The organism is Pseudomonas sp. NBRC 111124 (assembly GCF_001320245.1).
Lineage (GTDB): Bacteria > Pseudomonadota > Gammaproteobacteria > Pseudomonadales > Pseudomonadaceae > Aquipseudomonas.
Genome location: NZ_BCBA01000045.1, coordinates 20,952 through 37,593, shown reverse-complemented (window position 1 = coordinate 37,593; position 16,642 = coordinate 20,952). Strand labels below are relative to the sequence as shown.

Below are 16,642 nucleotides of genomic sequence, written 5' to 3'. Positions count from 1 at the left end.
GGATGGCACCGGCTTCGCCGGTGTTCGCGGGGCAAGCCCGCTCCTACAGAACTGCACATGACTTGCTGATTTAGCAGGGATCCTGTGGGAGCGGCTTTAGCCGCGAACACCGGCGAAGCCGGTGCCATCCTCCGAGTAGCTTCAGGCCCTGCGCTTGGCCAGGGTCATCGCCGTATCTTCAATCATGTCTTCCTGCCCGCCGACCATCCCGCGCCGGCCCATCTCCACCAGGATCTCCCGCGCCGAAACCCCATACTTCTGCTCGGCCCGCTTGGCAAACAGCAGGAACGAGCCATACACCCCGGCATACCCCATGGTCAGCGCATCGCGGTCACTGCGGATGGGGAAGTCCATGATCGGTACCACCAGGTCCTCGGCCACGTCCTGGATGGCGAACACATCCACGCCAGTCTCGATCCCCATGCGCTTGCACACCGCTACCAGCACCTCCATCGGCGTATTCCCGGCGCCGGCACCCAACCCCGCGCAGGCCGCGTCGATACGGCTGGCCCCAGCGGCGATCGCGGCAATCGAGTTGGCCACGCCCATCGACAGGTTGTGGTGGCCATGGAAGCCGATCTCGGTCTCCGGGCGCAGCGCGGCACGCATCGCCGCCACCCGCTCGCTGACCTGGTGCGGCAACAGGTAGCCCGCCGAATCGGTCAGGTAAATGCAGTTGGCACCAAAACTCTCCATCAGCTTGCCCTGGCTGGCCAGGCCTTCGGGGCTGTTCATGTGCGCCATCATCAAGAAGCCCACGGTGTCCATGCCCAAGTGCCGGGCATGGGCAATGTGCTGTTCGCTGACATCGGCCTCGGTGCAGTGGGTGGCCACCCGCAAGGTGCTCACGCCCAGGCCGTGGGCCATCTTCAGGTGCTCTACCGTGCCGATGCCCGGCAGCAGCAGTGCCGAGACCTTGGCCTGCTTCATCAGCGGGATCACCGCCGACAGGTAGGCCTCGTCACTGTGCGCGGGGAAGCCATAGTTGACCGAGCTGCCGCCCAGGCCATCGCCGTGGGTCACTTCGATCAGCGGCACCCCGGCGGCATCCAGGCCGCAGGCGATGCGTTGCATTTCGTCGAGGCTGATCTGGTGGCGCTTGGGGTGCATGCCGTCGCGCAGGCACATGTCATGTACGGTGATGCGTTTGCCGTTGAGGTCCATGGTCGGCTCCTTAGGCCAGGGCAGTGGGGGCAGGGCGCAGCACCAGCTCGCCCTTGAGGATTGCTTCGGCGTACAGCTCGGCGGTACGCGCCGCTGCTGCCGTCATGATGTCGAGGTTGCCGGCGTAGCGCGGCAGGTAGTCGCCCAGGCCTTCCACCTCCATGAAGATCGACACGCGCTTGCCGTCGAACACCGGGCCGTTGACCAGGCGGTAGCCCGGCACGTAGCGCTGCACCTGTTCGATCATCGCCTCGATCGCGGCGCGGATCGCTGGTTGGTCCGGCTCGTCGTCGGTCAGGCAGTGCACGGTATCGCGCATGATCAGCGGCGGCTCGGCCGGGTTGATGATGATGATCGCCTTGCCCTGGCGGGCGCCGCCGACCTGCTCCACGGCGCTGGCGGTGGTGCGGGTGAATTCGTCGATGTTCTTGCGCGTGCCCGGGCCTACCGATTTCGATGCGGCGGTGGCGATGATCTCGGCATAGGCCACCGGCTGCACGCTGGACACCGCCGCCACCAGCGGGATGGTCGCCTGGCCGCCGCAGGTGACCATGTTGACGTTCATCACCCCCCGCCCGAGGTTGGCCTTGAGGTTGACCGGCGGCACGCAGTAGGGGCCAATGGCCGCCGGCGTCAGGTCGATCATCAGCACGCCCAGGGCGTTGAGCTTCTGGCTGTTCTGCGCGTGCACGTAGGCAGAGGTAGCATCGAAGGCGATCTGGATGTTGTCGTCCAGCACGTGCGGCAACAGGCCATCGACGCCGTCGGCGGTGGTTTTAAGGCCCAGCTCGCGGGCCCGTGTCAGGCCTTCGGAGCTGGCATCGATGCCGACCATCCAGACCGGCTCCAGCACGTCGCTGCGCTTGAGTTTGTACAGCAGGTCGGTGCCGATGTTGCCCGGCCCGATCAACGCACATCGGATTTTCTTGCTCATGTTCAACGCTCCACGCAAAGGTCAGGGCACGAAGCGCAGGCTGGACTGGCCCAACCCGCTCATGCTCAGGCTGATACGGTCGCCGGCGGTCACCGGCACCAGCGGCGCCAGGGCGCCGGAAAGAATGATTTCGCCACGGCGGAACGGGATGCCCAGTTCGCCCAGGGTGTTGGCCAGCCAGGCCACCGCTGCGCAGGGGTGGCCCTGGACCGCCGAACCGAGGCCGCTGCCGGCCGGCTCGCCGTTCTTCAGCAGCTGCATCTGCACCTTGGCCAGGTCCAGCGTGCGCGGGTCGAGGCGTTGCGTGCCGAGGGCGAACACGCCGCACGAGGCGTTGTCGGCCACGGTGTCCTGGATGCGGATCTGCCAGTTGTCGATGCGCGAGTCGACGATCTCGAAGCACGGCATCACCCACTGCGTGGCGGCCAGTACATCCTCGGCGCTGATGCCAGGGCCGTGCAGGTCTTCGCCGAGGATGAAGGCGATTTCGCCTTCGGCACGCGGCTGGATCAGCTGGTGCCGGGCCAGGCTGACCTCGCTGCCGTCCTCGACCTGCATGGCGTCGGTAAGAAAGCCGAAGTCCGGCTGGTGCACGTCGAGCATTTCCTGCACGGCGCGGCTGGTCACGCCGATCTTCTTGCCGACCACACGCTCGCCCAAGGCTTCGCGGCGCTGCAGGAAGGCCAGCGAGATACGGTAGGCCTGGTCGAGGGTCAGCTCAGGGTAGCGGCGGGTCAGCGGTTGCAGGGTATGGCGGCCACGCAGGGCGGCGAACAGCTCGTCGCCGAGCGCGGTGATCAGATGGGCGTCCATGGCTGGAGTCTCTTGCTTTCAGGAATAAAAAAAGCCGGCCCGAGCAAAAGGGTGGCCGGCTTGAGAAAAGGCTGGTCAGCCGACCCAGACGCTGGAGTCGGCACCGCCGTCGACGTCGATGATCTTGCCGGTGACCCAGGCCGAAGCCGGCGAGGCCAGGTACAGCGCGGCGGCGGCGATGTCTTCGGGGCTGCCCAGGCACTTGAGCGGGGTGTTGGCCTCCATGGCCTGGCGCATGGCCGCCGGCATCACGCTGTTCAGCGCGTCGGTGAGGGTCGGGCCGGGGGCCACCGCGTTGACCCGTACCTGCGGCGCGAAGTCCTGGGCCAGCAGGCGGGTCAGGTGGCTGAGCGCCGCCTTGGCCGTGCCATAAGCGCTGAAGTGGCGTTGCGAATAGCGCGCCGCCACGGAGCTTATGTTGACAATGTTGCCGCCACCGGCGTCGCGCATCAGCGGCACGCACAGCTGGCAGAACGCGTAGGCGCTGGACACGTTGAAGCGCAGGATCTCGTCGAACTGCTCCGGGCTCAGGCCCAGCGGGTCATTGGGGCCACCACCGCCGACATTGTTGACCAGGTGGGTGATGCACCCGAGGTGCTCGTGGCTCTGGCGCACCAGCGCCTGGCGCTGCTCGGCGTCGTTGACATCGCAGGCGAAGGCCAGGCCGTTGCGGCCCAGCGCACGCACTTCCTCAGCCACGGCCTGGACATCGTCCAGCGAACGGGCAGCGCACACCACGTCGGCGCCTGCTTCGGCATAGGCCAGGGCAATGGCCCGGCCTATACCCCGGCCGCTGCCGGTGACGATGGCCACGCCGCCGTCGAGACGGAATCGCTGCAGGATGCTCATGACGGTCTCTCCTTATCAGGGCTGTCGATGGCACCGACTATGGTCATGCCGCCGGCCACCGGCATCGTCTCAACGGACTAGCGCCCAGGGCGCGTCGGCACTAGTCCGCTTTGACGATGATCGATTGCCTGGCCGCCCCGATGATCGATCCCAGCTCGCGCAGTGGCGCAGCGAGACCGGGAGAGACCAGTGATGCACAGCTTGCGAGAAAAGACCCAGGAAGAAGTCGAACTGATCGAACGTGCGCGGCGCATGCTGCCGCAGCTCAAGGAACGTGCAGCGCAGGCCGAGCGCGACCTGCGCATCCCCGACCAGACCATCGCTGAGCTGCAATCGGCCGGCCTGCTGCGCGCCCTGCAACCCCGGGCCTTTGGCGGCTACGAAGTGGACCCGCGGACCTTCTTCGAAATCCAGATGATCCTCGGTGAAGGCTGCATGTCGACCGCCTGGGTTTACGGCGTGATGGGCGTGCACCCGTGGCAGGTGGCGCGTTACCCGATCGAGGCGCAGCGCGAGGTCTGGGAGCAGGACCACGGTGCGCTGATTTCCTCGACCTATATGCCGGCAGCCAAGGTCAGCGTGGTACCGGGCGGCTACCGCATCAGCGGGCGCTGGGGCTTCTCCAGCGGCAGCGAACACTGCCAGTGGGTGCTGCTCGGCGGCATCCTGCCGGCCCACGGTGACTTTGCCAGCGAGCACGGCACCTTCCTGCTACCACGCGCCGACTACCGCATCGAGCCTAACTGGGATGTGCTCGGCCTGCGCGGCACCGGCAGCCACGACATCGTGGTCGAGGACGCCTTCGTTCCGGCGCATCGCGTGCAGCGCACCAACAACTGGCAGATCGAGGCGACCCCGGGGCGCCTGGTGAACACCAACCCGATCTACGCGATCCCCTTCGCCCAGGTGTTCTCCCGTGCGGTCTCGACCTCGGCCATCGGCGCCTTGCAAGGGGCGATCAATACCTTCCGCGACAACGCCGCCCAGCACATCGGCAAGCACGGTGCACGTACCGCCGACGACCCGGTCGCGCAAACCGCAGTGGCCGAGGCGGTGATTACCGTCGACAGCCTCAAGCTGGTGCTGGAACGCAACTACGAACACCTGATGCAACTGGCCCGCGCCGGCGAATACCCGGACACCGAAACGCGCCTGCTGTACCGCTACCAGTCGTCCTACGTCACCAACATCTGCGCCGAGCGCATCAGCGACCTGCTGCGCAGCATGGCGGCCTCGGGCCTGTACAACAGCAACCCGGTGGCGCGGCTGTTCCGCGACCTGCACCAGGCGCGCGGGCATATCGCCAACAACTTCATGGCCTACGGGCGCAGCTTCGGCGCGGTGCAGCTGGGCCTGCCCAACCCGGACCCGTTCGTCTGAGCCAGGTGACAGCGAGTACCTGAACCATGAATGACTATCTTGCCTTGCGTGTGGCGCGGGTGATCGAGGAAACCGCCGATGCCCGGTCACTGGTGTTCGACGTGCCTGCGTCGCTGGCCGAGCGCTTTCACTACAAACCCGGCCAGTTCCTGACCCTGCGTGTGCCGTATGACGGTGGCTGGCTGCCGCGCTGCTATTCGCTGTCGAGTACGCCGCTGCTCGATGAACCGCTGCGGGTGACCGTGAAGCGGGTGCGTGACGGGCGCGCCTCCAACTGGTTGTGCGAAGAGCTGCAGGAAGGCCAGACCCTGCAGGTGCTGCCGCCGGCCGGGGTGTTCGTGCCCCGCGACCTGCAAGGCGACCTGCTGCTGTTCGGCGGCGGCAGCGGCGTCACGCCGGTGCTGTCGATCCTGCGTTCGGCGCTGCTGGCCGGGCAGGGGCGGGTGCTGCTGATCTATGCCAACCGCGACGAACAGTCAGTGATCTTCCGCGACGAACTGCGCTTCCTCGCAGCGGCCCACCCCCAGCGCCTGCAGGTGGTGCACTGGCTCGACTCGGTGCAGGGCGTGCCGGCCGTGGCGCAGCTGGCCGAACTGGCTCGGCCAATGGTCGATGCCCAGGCGTTCATCTGCGGCCCGGGCCCGTTCATGGACGCCGCCGTGCAGGCGCTGGCCAGCCTCGGCATGCCCAGCGCCCGTGTGCATGTGGAGCGCTTCGTCTCGCTGCCAGGCGAAGGCGAGCTGCCCCAGGCCAGCCACAGCGAGGCGGCGATGGCCGCGCAGCTGGCAGTGCGCCTGGACGGCGAAGACCACCAACTGGACTGCGCCAGCGGCGAGACCCTGCTCGATGCCATGCAGCGCGCCGGCCTCGAACCGCCCAGCGCCTGCCGAGTGGGCGGTTGCGCCTCGTGCATGTGCACCCTGGAGAGCGGCGCAGTCGAGTTGCTGCACAACGATGCCCTGGATGCCGACGAGCTGGCCGAAGGCTGGATCCTGGCCTGCCAGGCCGTGCCCACCAGCCCGGTGCTGCGTATCCGCTTTCCCGAGTGATGCCGATGAGTGAGCCTTGCATGAATCCGAACTTCGCTATCCCCCAAGCGTCGGCCGCTGCGCCGGCCACCATCGCCCGTCTGCTGTTCGACAGCGCACAGCGCTTTGCCGGCCATGTCGCCATCGAAGAGCACGGCCAATGCCTGGACTACGCCGACCTGCCGGAGCAGGTGCTGCAGGTGACCCGCGGGCTGATGGCGCTGGGCATCCAGCCGGGCGACCGGGTCGGGCTGTGGGCGCCCAACAGCCGCGAGTGGATCCTCGCTGCGTTGGGCATCCACTGCGCCGGCGCGGTGCTGGTGCCGGTCAACACCCGCATGAAAGGCGCCGAGGCCGCCGACGTGCTGGCCCGCAGTGGCTGCCGGGTGCTGTTCGTGCAACAGCGCTTCCTCGACGTCGACTACCCGGCGCTGCTGGCGCCCCATCGCCCGGCGACCCTGGAGCACCAGGTGATCTTCGCCAGCGATCAGCCTGCCGCCGCTCACGACCTGAGCCATGAGCGTTTTCTGCTCGGCGCCGCCACCATCGAGCCGCTGACGGCCAGGCGCCGGGCCCTGAGCATCCAGCCAGAGTCGATCTGCGACCTGCTGTTCACCTCGGGCACCACCGGCAAGCCCAAGGGCGTGATGAGCGCCCATGGCCAGAATCTGCGGGCCTTTGCCGAGTACGTGCGGGTGCTGGGGCTGGTGCCGGGCGACCGCTACCTGATCGTCAACCCGTTCTTTCACGCCTTTGGCTACAAGGCCGGCTGGCTGACCTGCCTGATCGCCGGGGCGACCATCCTGCCGCACGCAGTGTTCGATGCCGAGGCGGTGTTCCAGCGCATTGCCCGCGAGCGCATCAGCGTGCTGCCCGGTGCGCCGACCCTGTACCTGTCGCTGCTGGCCCACCCACGCCTGGCCGAAACCGACCTGTCCAGCCTGCGCATCGCCGTGACCGGCTCGGCGAGCATCCCGCCGAGCCTGATCGAACGCATGCGCAACGAGCTGGGCTTCAGCGTGGTGACCACCGCCTATGGCCTGACCGAGTGCGGTGGCCTGGCCACCCTGTGTGACCCGCAGGCGCCGGCCGAGGTAATTGCCGGCACCAGCGGGCGGCCGTTGCCCGGCACCGAAGTGAGCATCCGTGATGCCGCCAACCAAGCCGTGGCCGAGGGGGAAACCGGGGAAATCTGCCTGCGCGGTTTCCACGTCATGCAGGGCTACTTCCAGGACCCGGCCGCCACCGCCGAGGCGATCGACGCCCAGGGCTGGTTGCACACCGGCGATGTCGGGCGCCTGGACCCGCAGGGCAACCTGGCCATCACCGACCGCCTCAAGGACATGTACATCGTTGGCGGCTTCAACTGCTACCCGGCGGAAATCGAGGCGGCGCTGCTGGCCCACCCGGCCATTGCCCAGGTGGCGGTGATCGGCATTGCCGATGCGCGCATGGGCGAGGTGGGTTGCGCCTGCGTGGTGTTGCGCGAGGGGCAGCAGCTCGACGAGCAGGCGCTGATCGGCTGGAGCCGCGAGCGCATGGCCAACTACAAGGTGCCGCGCCAGGTGCGGTTCTTTGCGCAACTGCCGCTGAACCCGTCGAACAAGGTCGCCAAGAACGACCTGAGGCAGGCCGTGGCCCAGGCCTGAGTGTCAGCCAACGGACCAAAACAATAACAACAAAGGAGAGCAGCATGATTACCGCGAACACGGGCCTGGCCCGGCGCCGCTGGCTGGCCGTGGCCATCGGCCTGGCCAGTGGCGGAGCCAGTGCCGGGCCGACACTGGAGCTGGGCGAGGACACCACCCTCGACTCGTCGCTCACGGTCAACTACACGGCGTCGATGCGTACCGCCAAGCAGGCCAACCAGTACCTCAACGACATCAACAACGACGACGGCACGCGCAACTTCAAGCGCGGCTCGCTGATCACCAACCGCCTCAGCCTGTTCGGCGAACTGCGCCTGCGCCATGACAATGTCGGCGCCGTGGTCCGCGGCAGCCACTTCTACGACGATGTCTACCACGAACGCAACGCCAACGACTCGCCACAGACGGTGAACAAGGTCGGCCGCGCTGACGGCTTCGTCGAGGACACCCGGCGCCTGAGCGGCAGCAAGGCGCGCCTGCTCGATGCCTACGTGTACGGCAACTACACGCTGGGCGACACCCAGTACCTGTCGCTCAAGGCCGGCCGCCACCTGGTGGCCTGGGGCGAGAGCCTGTTCTGGGCCAACATCAGCCAGGGCCAGGCGCCAGTAGACGCGACCAAGTTCAACGTACCGGGCACCGAGGCCAAGGACGCCTACCTGCCGGTGGGCCAGGTGTCGGCCTCGTGGTCGCTGAACGAAGACCTGGCGCTGGTCGGCTTCTACCAGTACGCCTGGGAAAAGACCCAGCTCAACCCGGTTGGCGACTACTTTGGCAGCGACACCTTCGGCCCCGGCGCGGAGTTCTTCCGGCTCAATGCCGGGGTGATCGACAGCTTGCCCGACAAGACTTTCACCGGCGTCAATTATGCCGGCGAGGTCAAGCCCCGTGACGGCGGCCAGTGGGGCATGGGCGTGCGCTACCGGGTCACCGAGAACACCGAGCTGGGGCTGTTCCATTACCGCTACCACGAGCGGGTCGGCTCGCTGTACTTCGACTTCACCGGGCAGACCCAGTACTCGTCGAACTCGCGCATCAGTGCGCGCTCGAACACCGGCGCGGCGCCGGCCTACCGCCTGGGCTACTTCGAGGACGTCGAGCTGACCGGGGTGAGCTTCAGCTCCAAGGTCGGTGATTCGGTGCAGTACGCCGGCGACCTGAGCTACCGCAACGGCGCCTCGGTGTACCTGAACAATGGCGCACCGACCACCGGGCAGATCTGGCAAGGCAACCTCAACGCCTCGTACATCCTCGGCCCGAGCTGGCTGGCCCAGCAAACCACCTTCATGGGTGAAGTGGTGCACCAGTACATCGAGGGCGTCGACACCCTGGTCATCAGCGGCGGCGGTGCCGGTGTCGACGGCCGCTTCGACGACTTCCAGTCCAAGACCCAGACCCGCGGCTCGACCCTGCTCGGCGTCGGTGCCTACCTGGACTACCCGTCGATTGCCGACGGCCTGGACCTGACCACCCGGGTGGTCTGGCAGCAGAACGTCGACGGCAGCGCCTACCAGGGCCTGGGCCGTGCCGAGAAGCGCCTGACCGTTGGCGGCGACTTCAAGTACCTGGGCAACTTTCAGGTCGGCCTGACCTACGTCGCCTACCTCAGCTCCCCAGATGTCGCCCAAGGCCGCCTGCTGGCGGACCGCGACTACCTGTCGTTCAACGCCAAATACACCTTCTGAGCCCAGTACAACCAGCACGAGGCCTGACATGCACCACAACCCCGATCGATCGCCGTTCAGCCCGGTCAGCATTGGCCCGCTGACCCTGAAAAACCGCTTCATCAAGGCCGCCACCAACGAGGGCATGAGCGCCCAGGGTGTGCCGTCCCGGCAACTGGCCAAGCTGCATGCGGGCCTGGCCAGCGGCGGCGTGGCGCTGACCACCGTGGCCTACTGCGCGGTCAGTCGCGACGGCCGCACGCTGCCCAACCAGCTGATCCTGGAACGTGACAGCCTGCCGCATTTCAAGGCCCTGACCGATGCGGTGCACGCGCAAGGCGGCCTGGCCAGCGCGCAGATCACTCACGGTGGCTGCTTCACCTTCATCCGCGAGCGCGCCACGCCCAGGCCGCTGTCGGCCAGTGGCGGCTTCAACAAGATCGGCATGATGAGCGGCATGTTCCTCAAGCAGGCGATGAACGAAGCCGACATGCAGCAGGTGGTGCGCGACTTTGCCCAGGGCGCACGGCTGGCCCGCGAAGCCGGTTTCGACGCCGTGGAAATCCACATGGGCCACGGCTACCTGCTCAGCCAGTTCATCTCGCCGCTGTACAACAAGCGCCGCGACCAGTACGGCGGCAGCCTGGAAAACCGCCTGCGCTTCCCGCGCCGGGTGCTGCGGGCGGTGCTGGACGCGGTCGGCCAGGACCTTGCGGTGGTGTGCAAATACAGCATCACCGAGGGCGTGCGCGCCGGCAACAGTGCCGAAGACGGCGCGCAGATCGCGCGCATGCTGGAGCAGGAGGGCGCCCACCTGCTGGTGCTCAGCGCCGGGATGAACGCCGAGTCGATCACGACCATGTTCGGCTCGTCGTTCCCCAAGGAAAACCGCGTGCAGCAGAAGAACCCGCTGATTGCCCTGGCGATGGCGCTGCAGCGGCGCATGGACCCGGTGGTGGAGTTTCGCGAGCTGTACCTGCTGGAGCATGCGCGCAAGGTACGTGCGGCGGTGAAGATGCCGCTGGCGTACCTGGGCGGGGCCAAGAGCCTGGCCAGCATCGAGCAGGTGATGGCCGAGGGCTTCGACCTGGTGGCCATGGGGCGGGTGCTGATTGCCGAGCCGGATTATGTGAACAAGCTGGCCAGTGGCGCGAGCCGCAACTCGATCTGCACGGCATGCAACCGCTGTGTGGCGATGATGTATACCCCGGGTGGCACTTCTTGTGTGCTCGGCCAGCCCGGTGATGCCCAGCTCAACAGCCAGCGCGCTGCCGGTTTGTAGGAGCGGCCTTGTGTCGCGAAAGGGCCGCGAAGCGGCCCCACGTTTTCAAGGATGTTGCATAAATTGCGGGGCTGCTTCGCAGCCCTTTCGCGACACAAGGCCGCTCCTACAGGGCTGTATCAGCCGTATTGCAGGAACTCCAGGCAGCTACGGTTGAACAGCTCGCGGTGCTCCACCTGCACCCAGTGCCCGCAACGGTTGAGCACGATGAACCGCGCCTGACGGGCGCCGTCGATGATGTACTGGGCGCCACTGACCGGGTTGAAATTATCGTTGCTGCCCCAGAACCCGAGGATCGGGCACTCGATCTCCCCCAGGCGCGCGCGCATGTTCGGCACCAGCATGGTGCTGAACAGGTTCTTCGGCTGGGTCACCGCCACCGCCACCCGTTCCAGCAACAGCGCTTCGGGCAGGATCGAGTCGTCGAACAGCTGCAGGCGCATCATGCTGCGCATCTCCTCAAGGCCGATGGGGCCGGCATTGAACAACCCGACCATGCGCAGGATGCCGGGCATCTGGAAGTAGGTCTCGCGCTCTTCGACACCACCGGGTGCCAGCAGGATCAGCCGTTCCACCCGCTGCGGCTGGCGCAGGGCCAGGCCCAGGGCGATGGCGCCGCCCAATGAGTTGCCCAGCAGGGTGCAGCGGTTGATACCGAGTTGATCGAGCAGTGCCGCCACGCAATCGACGAAATAATCCAGCTCGTAGCGCACGTCGTCAGGTTTGTCCGAGCGGCCGAAGCCGGGCAGGTCGAGCAGGATGTTGCGGTAACCGGCCGCCACCAGCTCCGGGTAGTTGCCCTTGAAGTTGCTGAAACCGCTGGCGCCCGGGCCGCTGCCGTGCAGCCACAGCACCACCGGGCCCTGGCCTTCGTCCAGGTAGTGCAGGCGCAGGCCGTTGGGCAGGGTGGCGTAATCGCCGGTGGGCAGGGGCAGGTCGACGGGTTGGTTCATGCCGGTTCTCCGGTTCGCGAATGGGTGAGGGTCGATCCTCTGTCGCCCAGGCCAGGCTGGCATCGTCCATCCGGACCACGACGCGCCCAGGGCGCTAGTCCTATCGGACGATGTTCGGCACCGGCTGGCGCCCAATGATGGTGAAAACCAAAAGGCGTCAACAGAGGAGAACGCTATGAAACTGCAGAACAAAGTGGCCTTCGTTACCGGTGCCGGGCAGGGCATGGGCCAGGCCATCGTGCGCCGCTTCGTCGCCGAAGGGGCCAAGGTGGTGGCGGTCGACCTCAACCAGGCCGCGCTCGCCGCCGGCCTTGCCGACCTCGGCGAACAGGTGCTGGCGCTGGGCTGCAACGTCGCTGATGGTGCGTCGGTGGCCGATGCCATGGGCCAGGTCGAAGCGCATTTCGGCGGCCTGGACATCGTCGTCAACAACGCCGGTGTCGGCGCCCTCGATGCCTTCCTCGACACGCCGGACGACAGCTGGGCGCGGGTGATCGGGGTCAACCTCGGCGGCACCTTCCTGTGCTGCCGCGAAGGCGCCCGGCTGATGCTCAAGGGCCAGCGCCAGGGCGTGCTGATCAACTTGTCGAGCACCGCTGCGCTGACTGGCGAAGGGCCAAGCCACTATTGCGCTTCGAAAGCCGCAGTGATGGGCCTGACCCGTTCGATCGCCCGTGAACTGGCGGCCCAGGGCATCCGCGTCAACACCTTGGTACCGGGCCCGACCAACACCCCGATGATGGCCGGCATTCCCGATGAACACATGCAGGCGTTGCTGAAAAACGTGCCGCTGGGGCGGATGTGCGAAACCGACGAGATCGCCCGGGTGGCGGTGTTCCTGGCCAGTGATGACGCCAGCTTCATCACCGGGCAGAACATCGCCGTCAACGGCGGCATGGCCTTTATCTGACAGGAGCGCGACCGATGAGCAAACGTCTGCAAGGCAAGATCGCCTTCGTCACCGGGGCCGGCTCCGGCATTGGCGAGGCCACCGCACTGCGCTTCGCCGAAGAGGGCGCCCTGGTGGTGCTGTGTGGGCGGCGCCGCGAGCCGCTCGAAGGGGTACGCGAGCAGATCCTCGCCCGCGGTGGTTGCGCCGAGGTGGCGGTGGCCGACGTCAGTGACGAACGGGCCTATGTCGCCGCGCTGCAAGCCACCGCGCAGCGCCACGGCGGCCTCGATATCCTGGTCAACAACGCCATGGCCTACACCTGGGGCGGCATCGACGGCATGAGCACTGCCGACTGGCACGCCAACTTCGCCACCACCGTGGATGGCACCTTCTGGGGCACGCGCACGGCGATGCAGCTGATGAAGGGCAAGGGCGGCTCGATCGTCAACATCGCCTCGATCTGCGGCCTGTTCGGCACGGCCTGGATGGCGGGTTATTCTGCCGCCAAGGCAGCGGTGATCAACTTCAGTCGGGCCGCAGCCAGCGAAGGGGCGGCAGACAATATCCGTTGCAACGTGATCATCCCCGGGGTGGTCGACACACCGGCAACCGCGGGCATGCTCGGCGACGCCAAGGCACGCGCCAACACCGAGAAGGTCATCCCGATGCGCCGTGTCGGCCTGCCGCAAGAGCTGGCCAATGCCATCCTGTTCCTGGCCAGCGACGAAGCCTCGTACGTGACCGGCGCGAGCCTGGCGGTGGACGGCGGGCGCGGCTCGGACCTGTATACGGTGCTGGAATGACCGCCATGGAAAGCAGCACCACGCTGCTGCAGCGCATCGACCGCCTGGAGTCGCTGGACGCGATCCGCCAGCTGGCCGGCAAGTACGCCCTGGCCCTGGACATGCGCGACATGGACGCCATGGCCAACTGCTTTGCCGAGGACGTGCGGGTCGGCCGCGACAAGTTCGGCCGTGCGCACCTCAAGGCCTGGCTTGACGAGACCATGCGCAAGCAGTTCCACGGTACCTCGCACCACCTGGGCCAGCACATCATCGAGTTCAGCGATGCCGACCACGCCACGGGTGTGGTGTATTCGAAGAACGAGCATGAGACCGGGCCGGAGTGGGTGATCATGCAGATGCTGTACTGGGACGACTACGAGCGCATCGATGGGCGCTGGTGCTTCCGCCGCCGGCTGCCGTGCTATTGGTACGCCACTGACCTGAACAAGCCGCCGATTGGTGGCCTGAAGATGCGCTGGCCGGGGCGTGAGCCTTATGCCGGGAGCTTCCACGAGCTGTTCCCGTCGTGGGATGCGTTCTGGGCCCAGCGGCCGGACAAGGATGCCTTGCCGCAGATTGCCGAGCCGGCGCCGCTGGAGGGTTTTCTGCAGGGCATGCGGCGTGGGGCGGGGGACCCGAAGATTCGCGTTCGCTAGTGGTTGATCAGGGGCCGCTCTGCGGCCCATCGCAGGCAAGCCAGCTCCCACAGGTACAGCGCATGACTTGAAGTCGATGCTGTCGGTGTGGGAGCTGGCTTGCCTGCGATGGGCTGCAAAGCAGCCCCAGGGTTTCAGCGCCCCTTCACCTCCCGCGGCATGCCCAACGCCCGTTCGGCAATCACATTGCGCTGAATCTCGTTACTCCCCCCATAGATCGTGTCGGCCCGGGTAAACAGGAACAACGACTGCAACCGGCTCAACCCATACGGCGCACTCTCCAGCACCTCGGCCGCATCCCCCAGCACATCCATTGCCAACTTGCCCAGCTCTACATGCCAGTTCGACCAAGCCAGCTTGTAGATCATCGCCTCTCGCGCCAGGCTGCCATCCTGCGGCCCTGAGAGCATGCGCAGCGAGTTGTAGCGCAGTACCTTGAGCCCTGACCAGGCTTGGGCCAGGCGCTGGCGCAGCAGCGGGTCGCGGGCGGCGCCGTTGGTGCGGGCGATGCGCAGCACCTCTTCGAGCTCGTTGTGAAACTGCATTTGCTGGCCCAGGGTCGACACGCCACGTTCGAAGCCCAGCAGGGCCATGGCGATCTTCCAGCCTTCGCCAGGCTGGCCGATCAGGTTGCTTGCCGAGGTTTCGGCCTGGTCGAAGAACACCTCGTTGAACTCGCTGGTGCCGGTCAGTTGCTGGATCGGCTGCACGCGGATGTTGGCCTGGGCCATCGGCACCAGCAGGAACGACAAACCCTGGTGCCCGACGCTGCCCGGCTCGGTGCGGGCCAGCACGAAGCACCAGTCGGCCTCGTGGGCCAGCGAAGTCCAGACTTTCTGCCCGCTGATCAGCCAGTGTTCGCCGCTGGCGTCGAGGCGCGCGCGAGTCTGTACGTTGGCCAGGTCCGAGCCTGCGCCGGGCTCGGAATAGCCCTGGCACCAGAACGCCTCGCCCTGAAGAATGCCCGGCAGCAGGCGCTGGCGTTGCTCGGGCGTGCCGAACGCGGCGAGGGTTGGGCCGACCAGCCCTTCGCCGATGTGGCCCATGCGCCCGGGGCCGCCGGCGCGGGCGTATTCCTCGTGGAAAATCACCTGCTGGCTGATGCTCAGGCCACGCCCGCCGTCTTCTGCCCGCCAGCCCACACCGACCCAGCCACCGCTTGCCAGCTCGCGCTCCCAGGCCTTGCGCTCGGCCGGGAAGCTGTGTTCGTCGCCCGGGCCGCCACGAAAGCGCAGTTGTGCAAATTCACCTTGCAAGTGTGCTGCCAGCCAGCTGGCAACCTCCTGACGGAATGCTTCGTCTGCCTTGCTGAAACCGATCTTCATGGGTTTTCTCCCAGCAGTTTGCGGGCCAGGCGCTCACGGTGCCAGGCCGGGTTGCCCAGCAGCTGTTCGCTGGCCCTGGCGCGTTTGAAGTACAGGTGCGGGTCGTATTCCCAGGTGAAGCCGACCCCGCCGTGCAGCTGGATCGACTCGGCCGCGCAGTGGAAAAAGGTTTCGCTGGCCTGGGCCTTGGCGGTGGCCGCAGCGGCGAGCAGTTCGCCGCGCACCAGCGGGTCACCGTCTTCGGCCAGGTATTCGCGGGCCACGCAGGCCGCGTACCACACCGCCGAACGGGTGCATTCGATGTGCAGCATCATGTCGGCGCAGCGATGCTTGATGGCCTGGAAGCTGGCCACCGGCCGGCCGAACTGGTGGCGCTCGGCGGTATAGGCCAGGGTCAGGTCCAGCGCCTGCTGGGCACCGCCGAGCTGTTCGGCAGCCAGGCCGATGGCGGCGATACGCTGGGTGGCTTGGAGCAGCGGCCAGGCCTGATCGATGGGGCACAGGCGCTGTAGGTCACTGACTTCCACCTGGTGCAGTTCGATGCGCGCCAGGCGTCGGGTCTGGTCGAGGGTGTGTAATGTAATACGTACTATTCCAGGTGTGTCAGCTGGTACGGCAAACAGGCTAATGTCTTGTTCGCCTGCACTGCCTGGGCGACGTGCGGCGATCAGCAGCAGGTCGGCCTGGGCGCCATCGACGACCTGGGCGTGACAGCCATCGAGGCGGTAGCCGTCGCCATGGGGATGCAGTTCGACCTGCAGCTGCGCGGCCTCAAGCGGGCAGGCCAGGGTGGCATGCAGCTGGCCGCTGGCGATGGCCGGTAGCCAGCGGGCTTGCAGTGCCGGGTTGTCGGCCAGCAGCAGGGCCGGAGTGGCCAGGCAAGTGGTGGCGAACAGCGGCGAGCCGAGCAGGAAGCGCCCGCATTGCTCCAGCAGCACGGCCAGCTCGACGAAGCCCAGGCCCATGCCACCGTGGGCCTCGGGTACCAGCAGCGCCGGCCAGTACAGCTCCTGGCCGATGCGTCGGCACAATTCAGGGTCGTAATCGGCAGCACGGCTCATGCCTGCGCGTACCGCATGGGAATCGCTGGCCTGGGCGAGAAAACGCTCGGCACTGTCGCGGATCAGCAACTGTTCCTCGGTGAAAGCGAACTCCATAAAGGGCATCTCTAGGCTGGCGGGGCTGCAGCGCGGCCCCTGGATTCAGGTAGACAACGCCCTCGAATCTAGGGCCGGACCACGCACAGCGAATCATTGAAACGGACTAGG

The 16,642-nt window shown here is 66.8% G+C and carries 15 protein-coding genes; 8 read left to right on the top strand and 7 right to left on the bottom strand.

The genetic code is table 11. The features are described from left to right. Positions 1-141: 141 nt before the first annotated feature. From dmpG to APH28_RS18475, 4 genes are all read right to left on the bottom strand, one after another. Positions 142-1,164, bottom strand: coding sequence for a 4-hydroxy-2-oxovalerate aldolase (gene dmpG / locus APH28_RS18490; protein WP_060511854.1), 1,023 nt, complete (start codon positions 1,162-1,164; stop codon positions 142-144). Between the two features lie 10 nt (positions 1,165-1,174). Then, the gene (locus APH28_RS18485) at positions 1,175-2,098 is read right to left on the bottom strand and encodes an acetaldehyde dehydrogenase (acetylating) (protein ID WP_060511852.1); all 924 of its coding nucleotides are present in this window, start codon (positions 2,096-2,098) and stop codon (positions 1,175-1,177) included. 21 nt (positions 2,099-2,119) lie between these two features. After that, the gene (locus APH28_RS18480; protein ID WP_060511850.1) at positions 2,120-2,911 is read right to left on the bottom strand and encodes a fumarylacetoacetate hydrolase family protein; all 792 of its coding nucleotides are present in this window, start codon (positions 2,909-2,911) and stop codon (positions 2,120-2,122) included. A 75-nt stretch (positions 2,912-2,986) separates the two neighbouring features. Then, the gene (locus APH28_RS18475; protein WP_060511848.1) at positions 2,987-3,760 is read right to left on the bottom strand and encodes a glucose 1-dehydrogenase; all 774 of its coding nucleotides are present in this window, start codon (positions 3,758-3,760) and stop codon (positions 2,987-2,989) included. Between the two features lie 192 nt (positions 3,761-3,952). Here APH28_RS18475 and APH28_RS18470 point away from each other — a divergent pair, with 192 nt between their 5' ends. From APH28_RS18470 to APH28_RS18450, 5 genes are read left to right on the top strand one after another with little or no spacing between them, the layout of a single operon-like run. Then, a complete protein-coding gene (locus tag APH28_RS18470; RefSeq protein ID WP_060511846.1) occupies positions 3,953-5,140 on the top strand; it encodes an acyl-CoA dehydrogenase family protein in 1,188 nt (395 codons plus the stop codon). A 26-nt stretch (positions 5,141-5,166) separates the two neighbouring features. After that, entirely contained in the window at positions 5,167-6,189 is a 1,023-nt protein-coding gene (locus APH28_RS18465) for a ferredoxin--NADP reductase (RefSeq protein WP_060511844.1), read from the top strand. Between the two features lie 20 nt (positions 6,190-6,209). Then, positions 6,210-7,817 (top strand): FadD3 family acyl-CoA ligase, encoded by a 1,608-nt coding sequence (locus APH28_RS18460; protein ID WP_060511842.1) that lies wholly within the window; start codon positions 6,210-6,212, stop codon positions 7,815-7,817. Between the two features lie 44 nt (positions 7,818-7,861). After that, positions 7,862-9,502, top strand: coding sequence for a DUF1302 domain-containing protein (locus tag APH28_RS18455; protein WP_060511840.1), 1,641 nt, complete (start codon positions 7,862-7,864; stop codon positions 9,500-9,502). A gap of 28 nt (positions 9,503-9,530) precedes the next feature. Then, the gene (locus tag APH28_RS18450; RefSeq protein ID WP_060511837.1) at positions 9,531-10,763 is read left to right on the top strand and encodes an NADH:flavin oxidoreductase; all 1,233 of its coding nucleotides are present in this window, start codon (positions 9,531-9,533) and stop codon (positions 10,761-10,763) included. A 119-nt stretch (positions 10,764-10,882) separates the two neighbouring features. On the opposite strand, the gene APH28_RS18445 is transcribed toward APH28_RS18450, so the two are convergent. Continuing rightward, on the bottom strand, positions 10,883-11,716 hold the full coding sequence (locus APH28_RS18445) for an alpha/beta fold hydrolase (protein ID WP_060511835.1): 834 nt from the start codon (positions 11,714-11,716) through the stop codon (positions 10,883-10,885). Positions 11,717-11,891: 175 nt separating this feature from the next. Between APH28_RS18445 and APH28_RS18440 the strand changes: the two genes are divergently transcribed. From APH28_RS18440 to APH28_RS18430, 3 genes are read left to right on the top strand one after another with little or no spacing between them, the layout of a single operon-like run. Beyond that, positions 11,892-12,626: an SDR family NAD(P)-dependent oxidoreductase gene (locus APH28_RS18440; RefSeq protein ID WP_060511834.1), complete on the top strand. Its 735-nt coding sequence runs from the start codon at positions 11,892-11,894 to the stop codon at positions 12,624-12,626. Positions 12,627-12,640: 14 nt separating this feature from the next. Continuing rightward, complete coding sequence (locus APH28_RS18435; protein WP_060511832.1) at positions 12,641-13,411, top strand: SDR family NAD(P)-dependent oxidoreductase; 771 nt, start codon at positions 12,641-12,643, stop codon at positions 13,409-13,411. Positions 13,412-13,416: 5 nt separating this feature from the next. Beyond that, entirely contained in the window at positions 13,417-14,049 is a 633-nt protein-coding gene (locus APH28_RS18430) for a nuclear transport factor 2 family protein (RefSeq protein ID WP_156340921.1), read from the top strand. 134 nt (positions 14,050-14,183) lie between these two features. Here APH28_RS18430 and APH28_RS18425 read toward each other — a convergent pair whose 3' ends face one another. After that, positions 14,184-15,374: an acyl-CoA dehydrogenase family protein gene (locus tag APH28_RS18425; RefSeq protein WP_060511828.1), complete on the bottom strand. Its 1,191-nt coding sequence runs from the start codon at positions 15,372-15,374 to the stop codon at positions 14,184-14,186. Continuing rightward, positions 15,371-16,531: an acyl-CoA dehydrogenase family protein gene (locus APH28_RS18420; RefSeq protein WP_060511826.1), complete on the bottom strand. Its 1,161-nt coding sequence runs from the start codon at positions 16,529-16,531 to the stop codon at positions 15,371-15,373. The genes APH28_RS18425 and APH28_RS18420 overlap by 4 nt, the downstream gene beginning before the upstream one ends. Positions 16,532-16,642 lie beyond the last annotated feature (111 nt).

Coding starts and splice junctions, on each gene's coding strand:
- dmpG (WP_060511854.1), bottom strand. CDS start 1,164: ATGGACCTCAACGGCAAACGCATCACCGTACATGACATGTGCCTGCGC.
- APH28_RS18485 (WP_060511852.1), bottom strand. CDS start 2,098: ATGAGCAAGAAAATCCGATGTGCGTTGATCGGGCCGGGCAACATCGGC.
- APH28_RS18480 (WP_060511850.1), bottom strand. CDS start 2,911: ATGGACGCCCATCTGATCACCGCGCTCGGCGACGAGCTGTTCGCCGCC.
- APH28_RS18475 (WP_060511848.1), bottom strand. CDS start 3,760: ATGAGCATCCTGCAGCGATTCCGTCTCGACGGCGGCGTGGCCATCGTC.
- APH28_RS18470 (WP_060511846.1), top strand. CDS start 3,953: ATGCACAGCTTGCGAGAAAAGACCCAGGAAGAAGTCGAACTGATCGAA.
- APH28_RS18465 (WP_060511844.1), top strand. CDS start 5,167: ATGAATGACTATCTTGCCTTGCGTGTGGCGCGGGTGATCGAGGAAACC.
- APH28_RS18460 (WP_060511842.1), top strand. CDS start 6,210: ATGAATCCGAACTTCGCTATCCCCCAAGCGTCGGCCGCTGCGCCGGCC.
- APH28_RS18455 (WP_060511840.1), top strand. CDS start 7,862: ATGATTACCGCGAACACGGGCCTGGCCCGGCGCCGCTGGCTGGCCGTG.
- APH28_RS18450 (WP_060511837.1), top strand. CDS start 9,531: ATGCACCACAACCCCGATCGATCGCCGTTCAGCCCGGTCAGCATTGGC.
- APH28_RS18445 (WP_060511835.1), bottom strand. CDS start 11,716: ATGAACCAACCCGTCGACCTGCCCCTGCCCACCGGCGATTACGCCACC.
- APH28_RS18440 (WP_060511834.1), top strand. CDS start 11,892: ATGAAACTGCAGAACAAAGTGGCCTTCGTTACCGGTGCCGGGCAGGGC.
- APH28_RS18435 (WP_060511832.1), top strand. CDS start 12,641: ATGAGCAAACGTCTGCAAGGCAAGATCGCCTTCGTCACCGGGGCCGGC.
- APH28_RS18430 (WP_156340921.1), top strand. CDS start 13,417: ATGGAAAGCAGCACCACGCTGCTGCAGCGCATCGACCGCCTGGAGTCG.
- APH28_RS18425 (WP_060511828.1), bottom strand. CDS start 15,374: ATGAAGATCGGTTTCAGCAAGGCAGACGAAGCATTCCGTCAGGAGGTT.
- APH28_RS18420 (WP_060511826.1), bottom strand. CDS start 16,531: ATGGAGTTCGCTTTCACCGAGGAACAGTTGCTGATCCGCGACAGTGCC.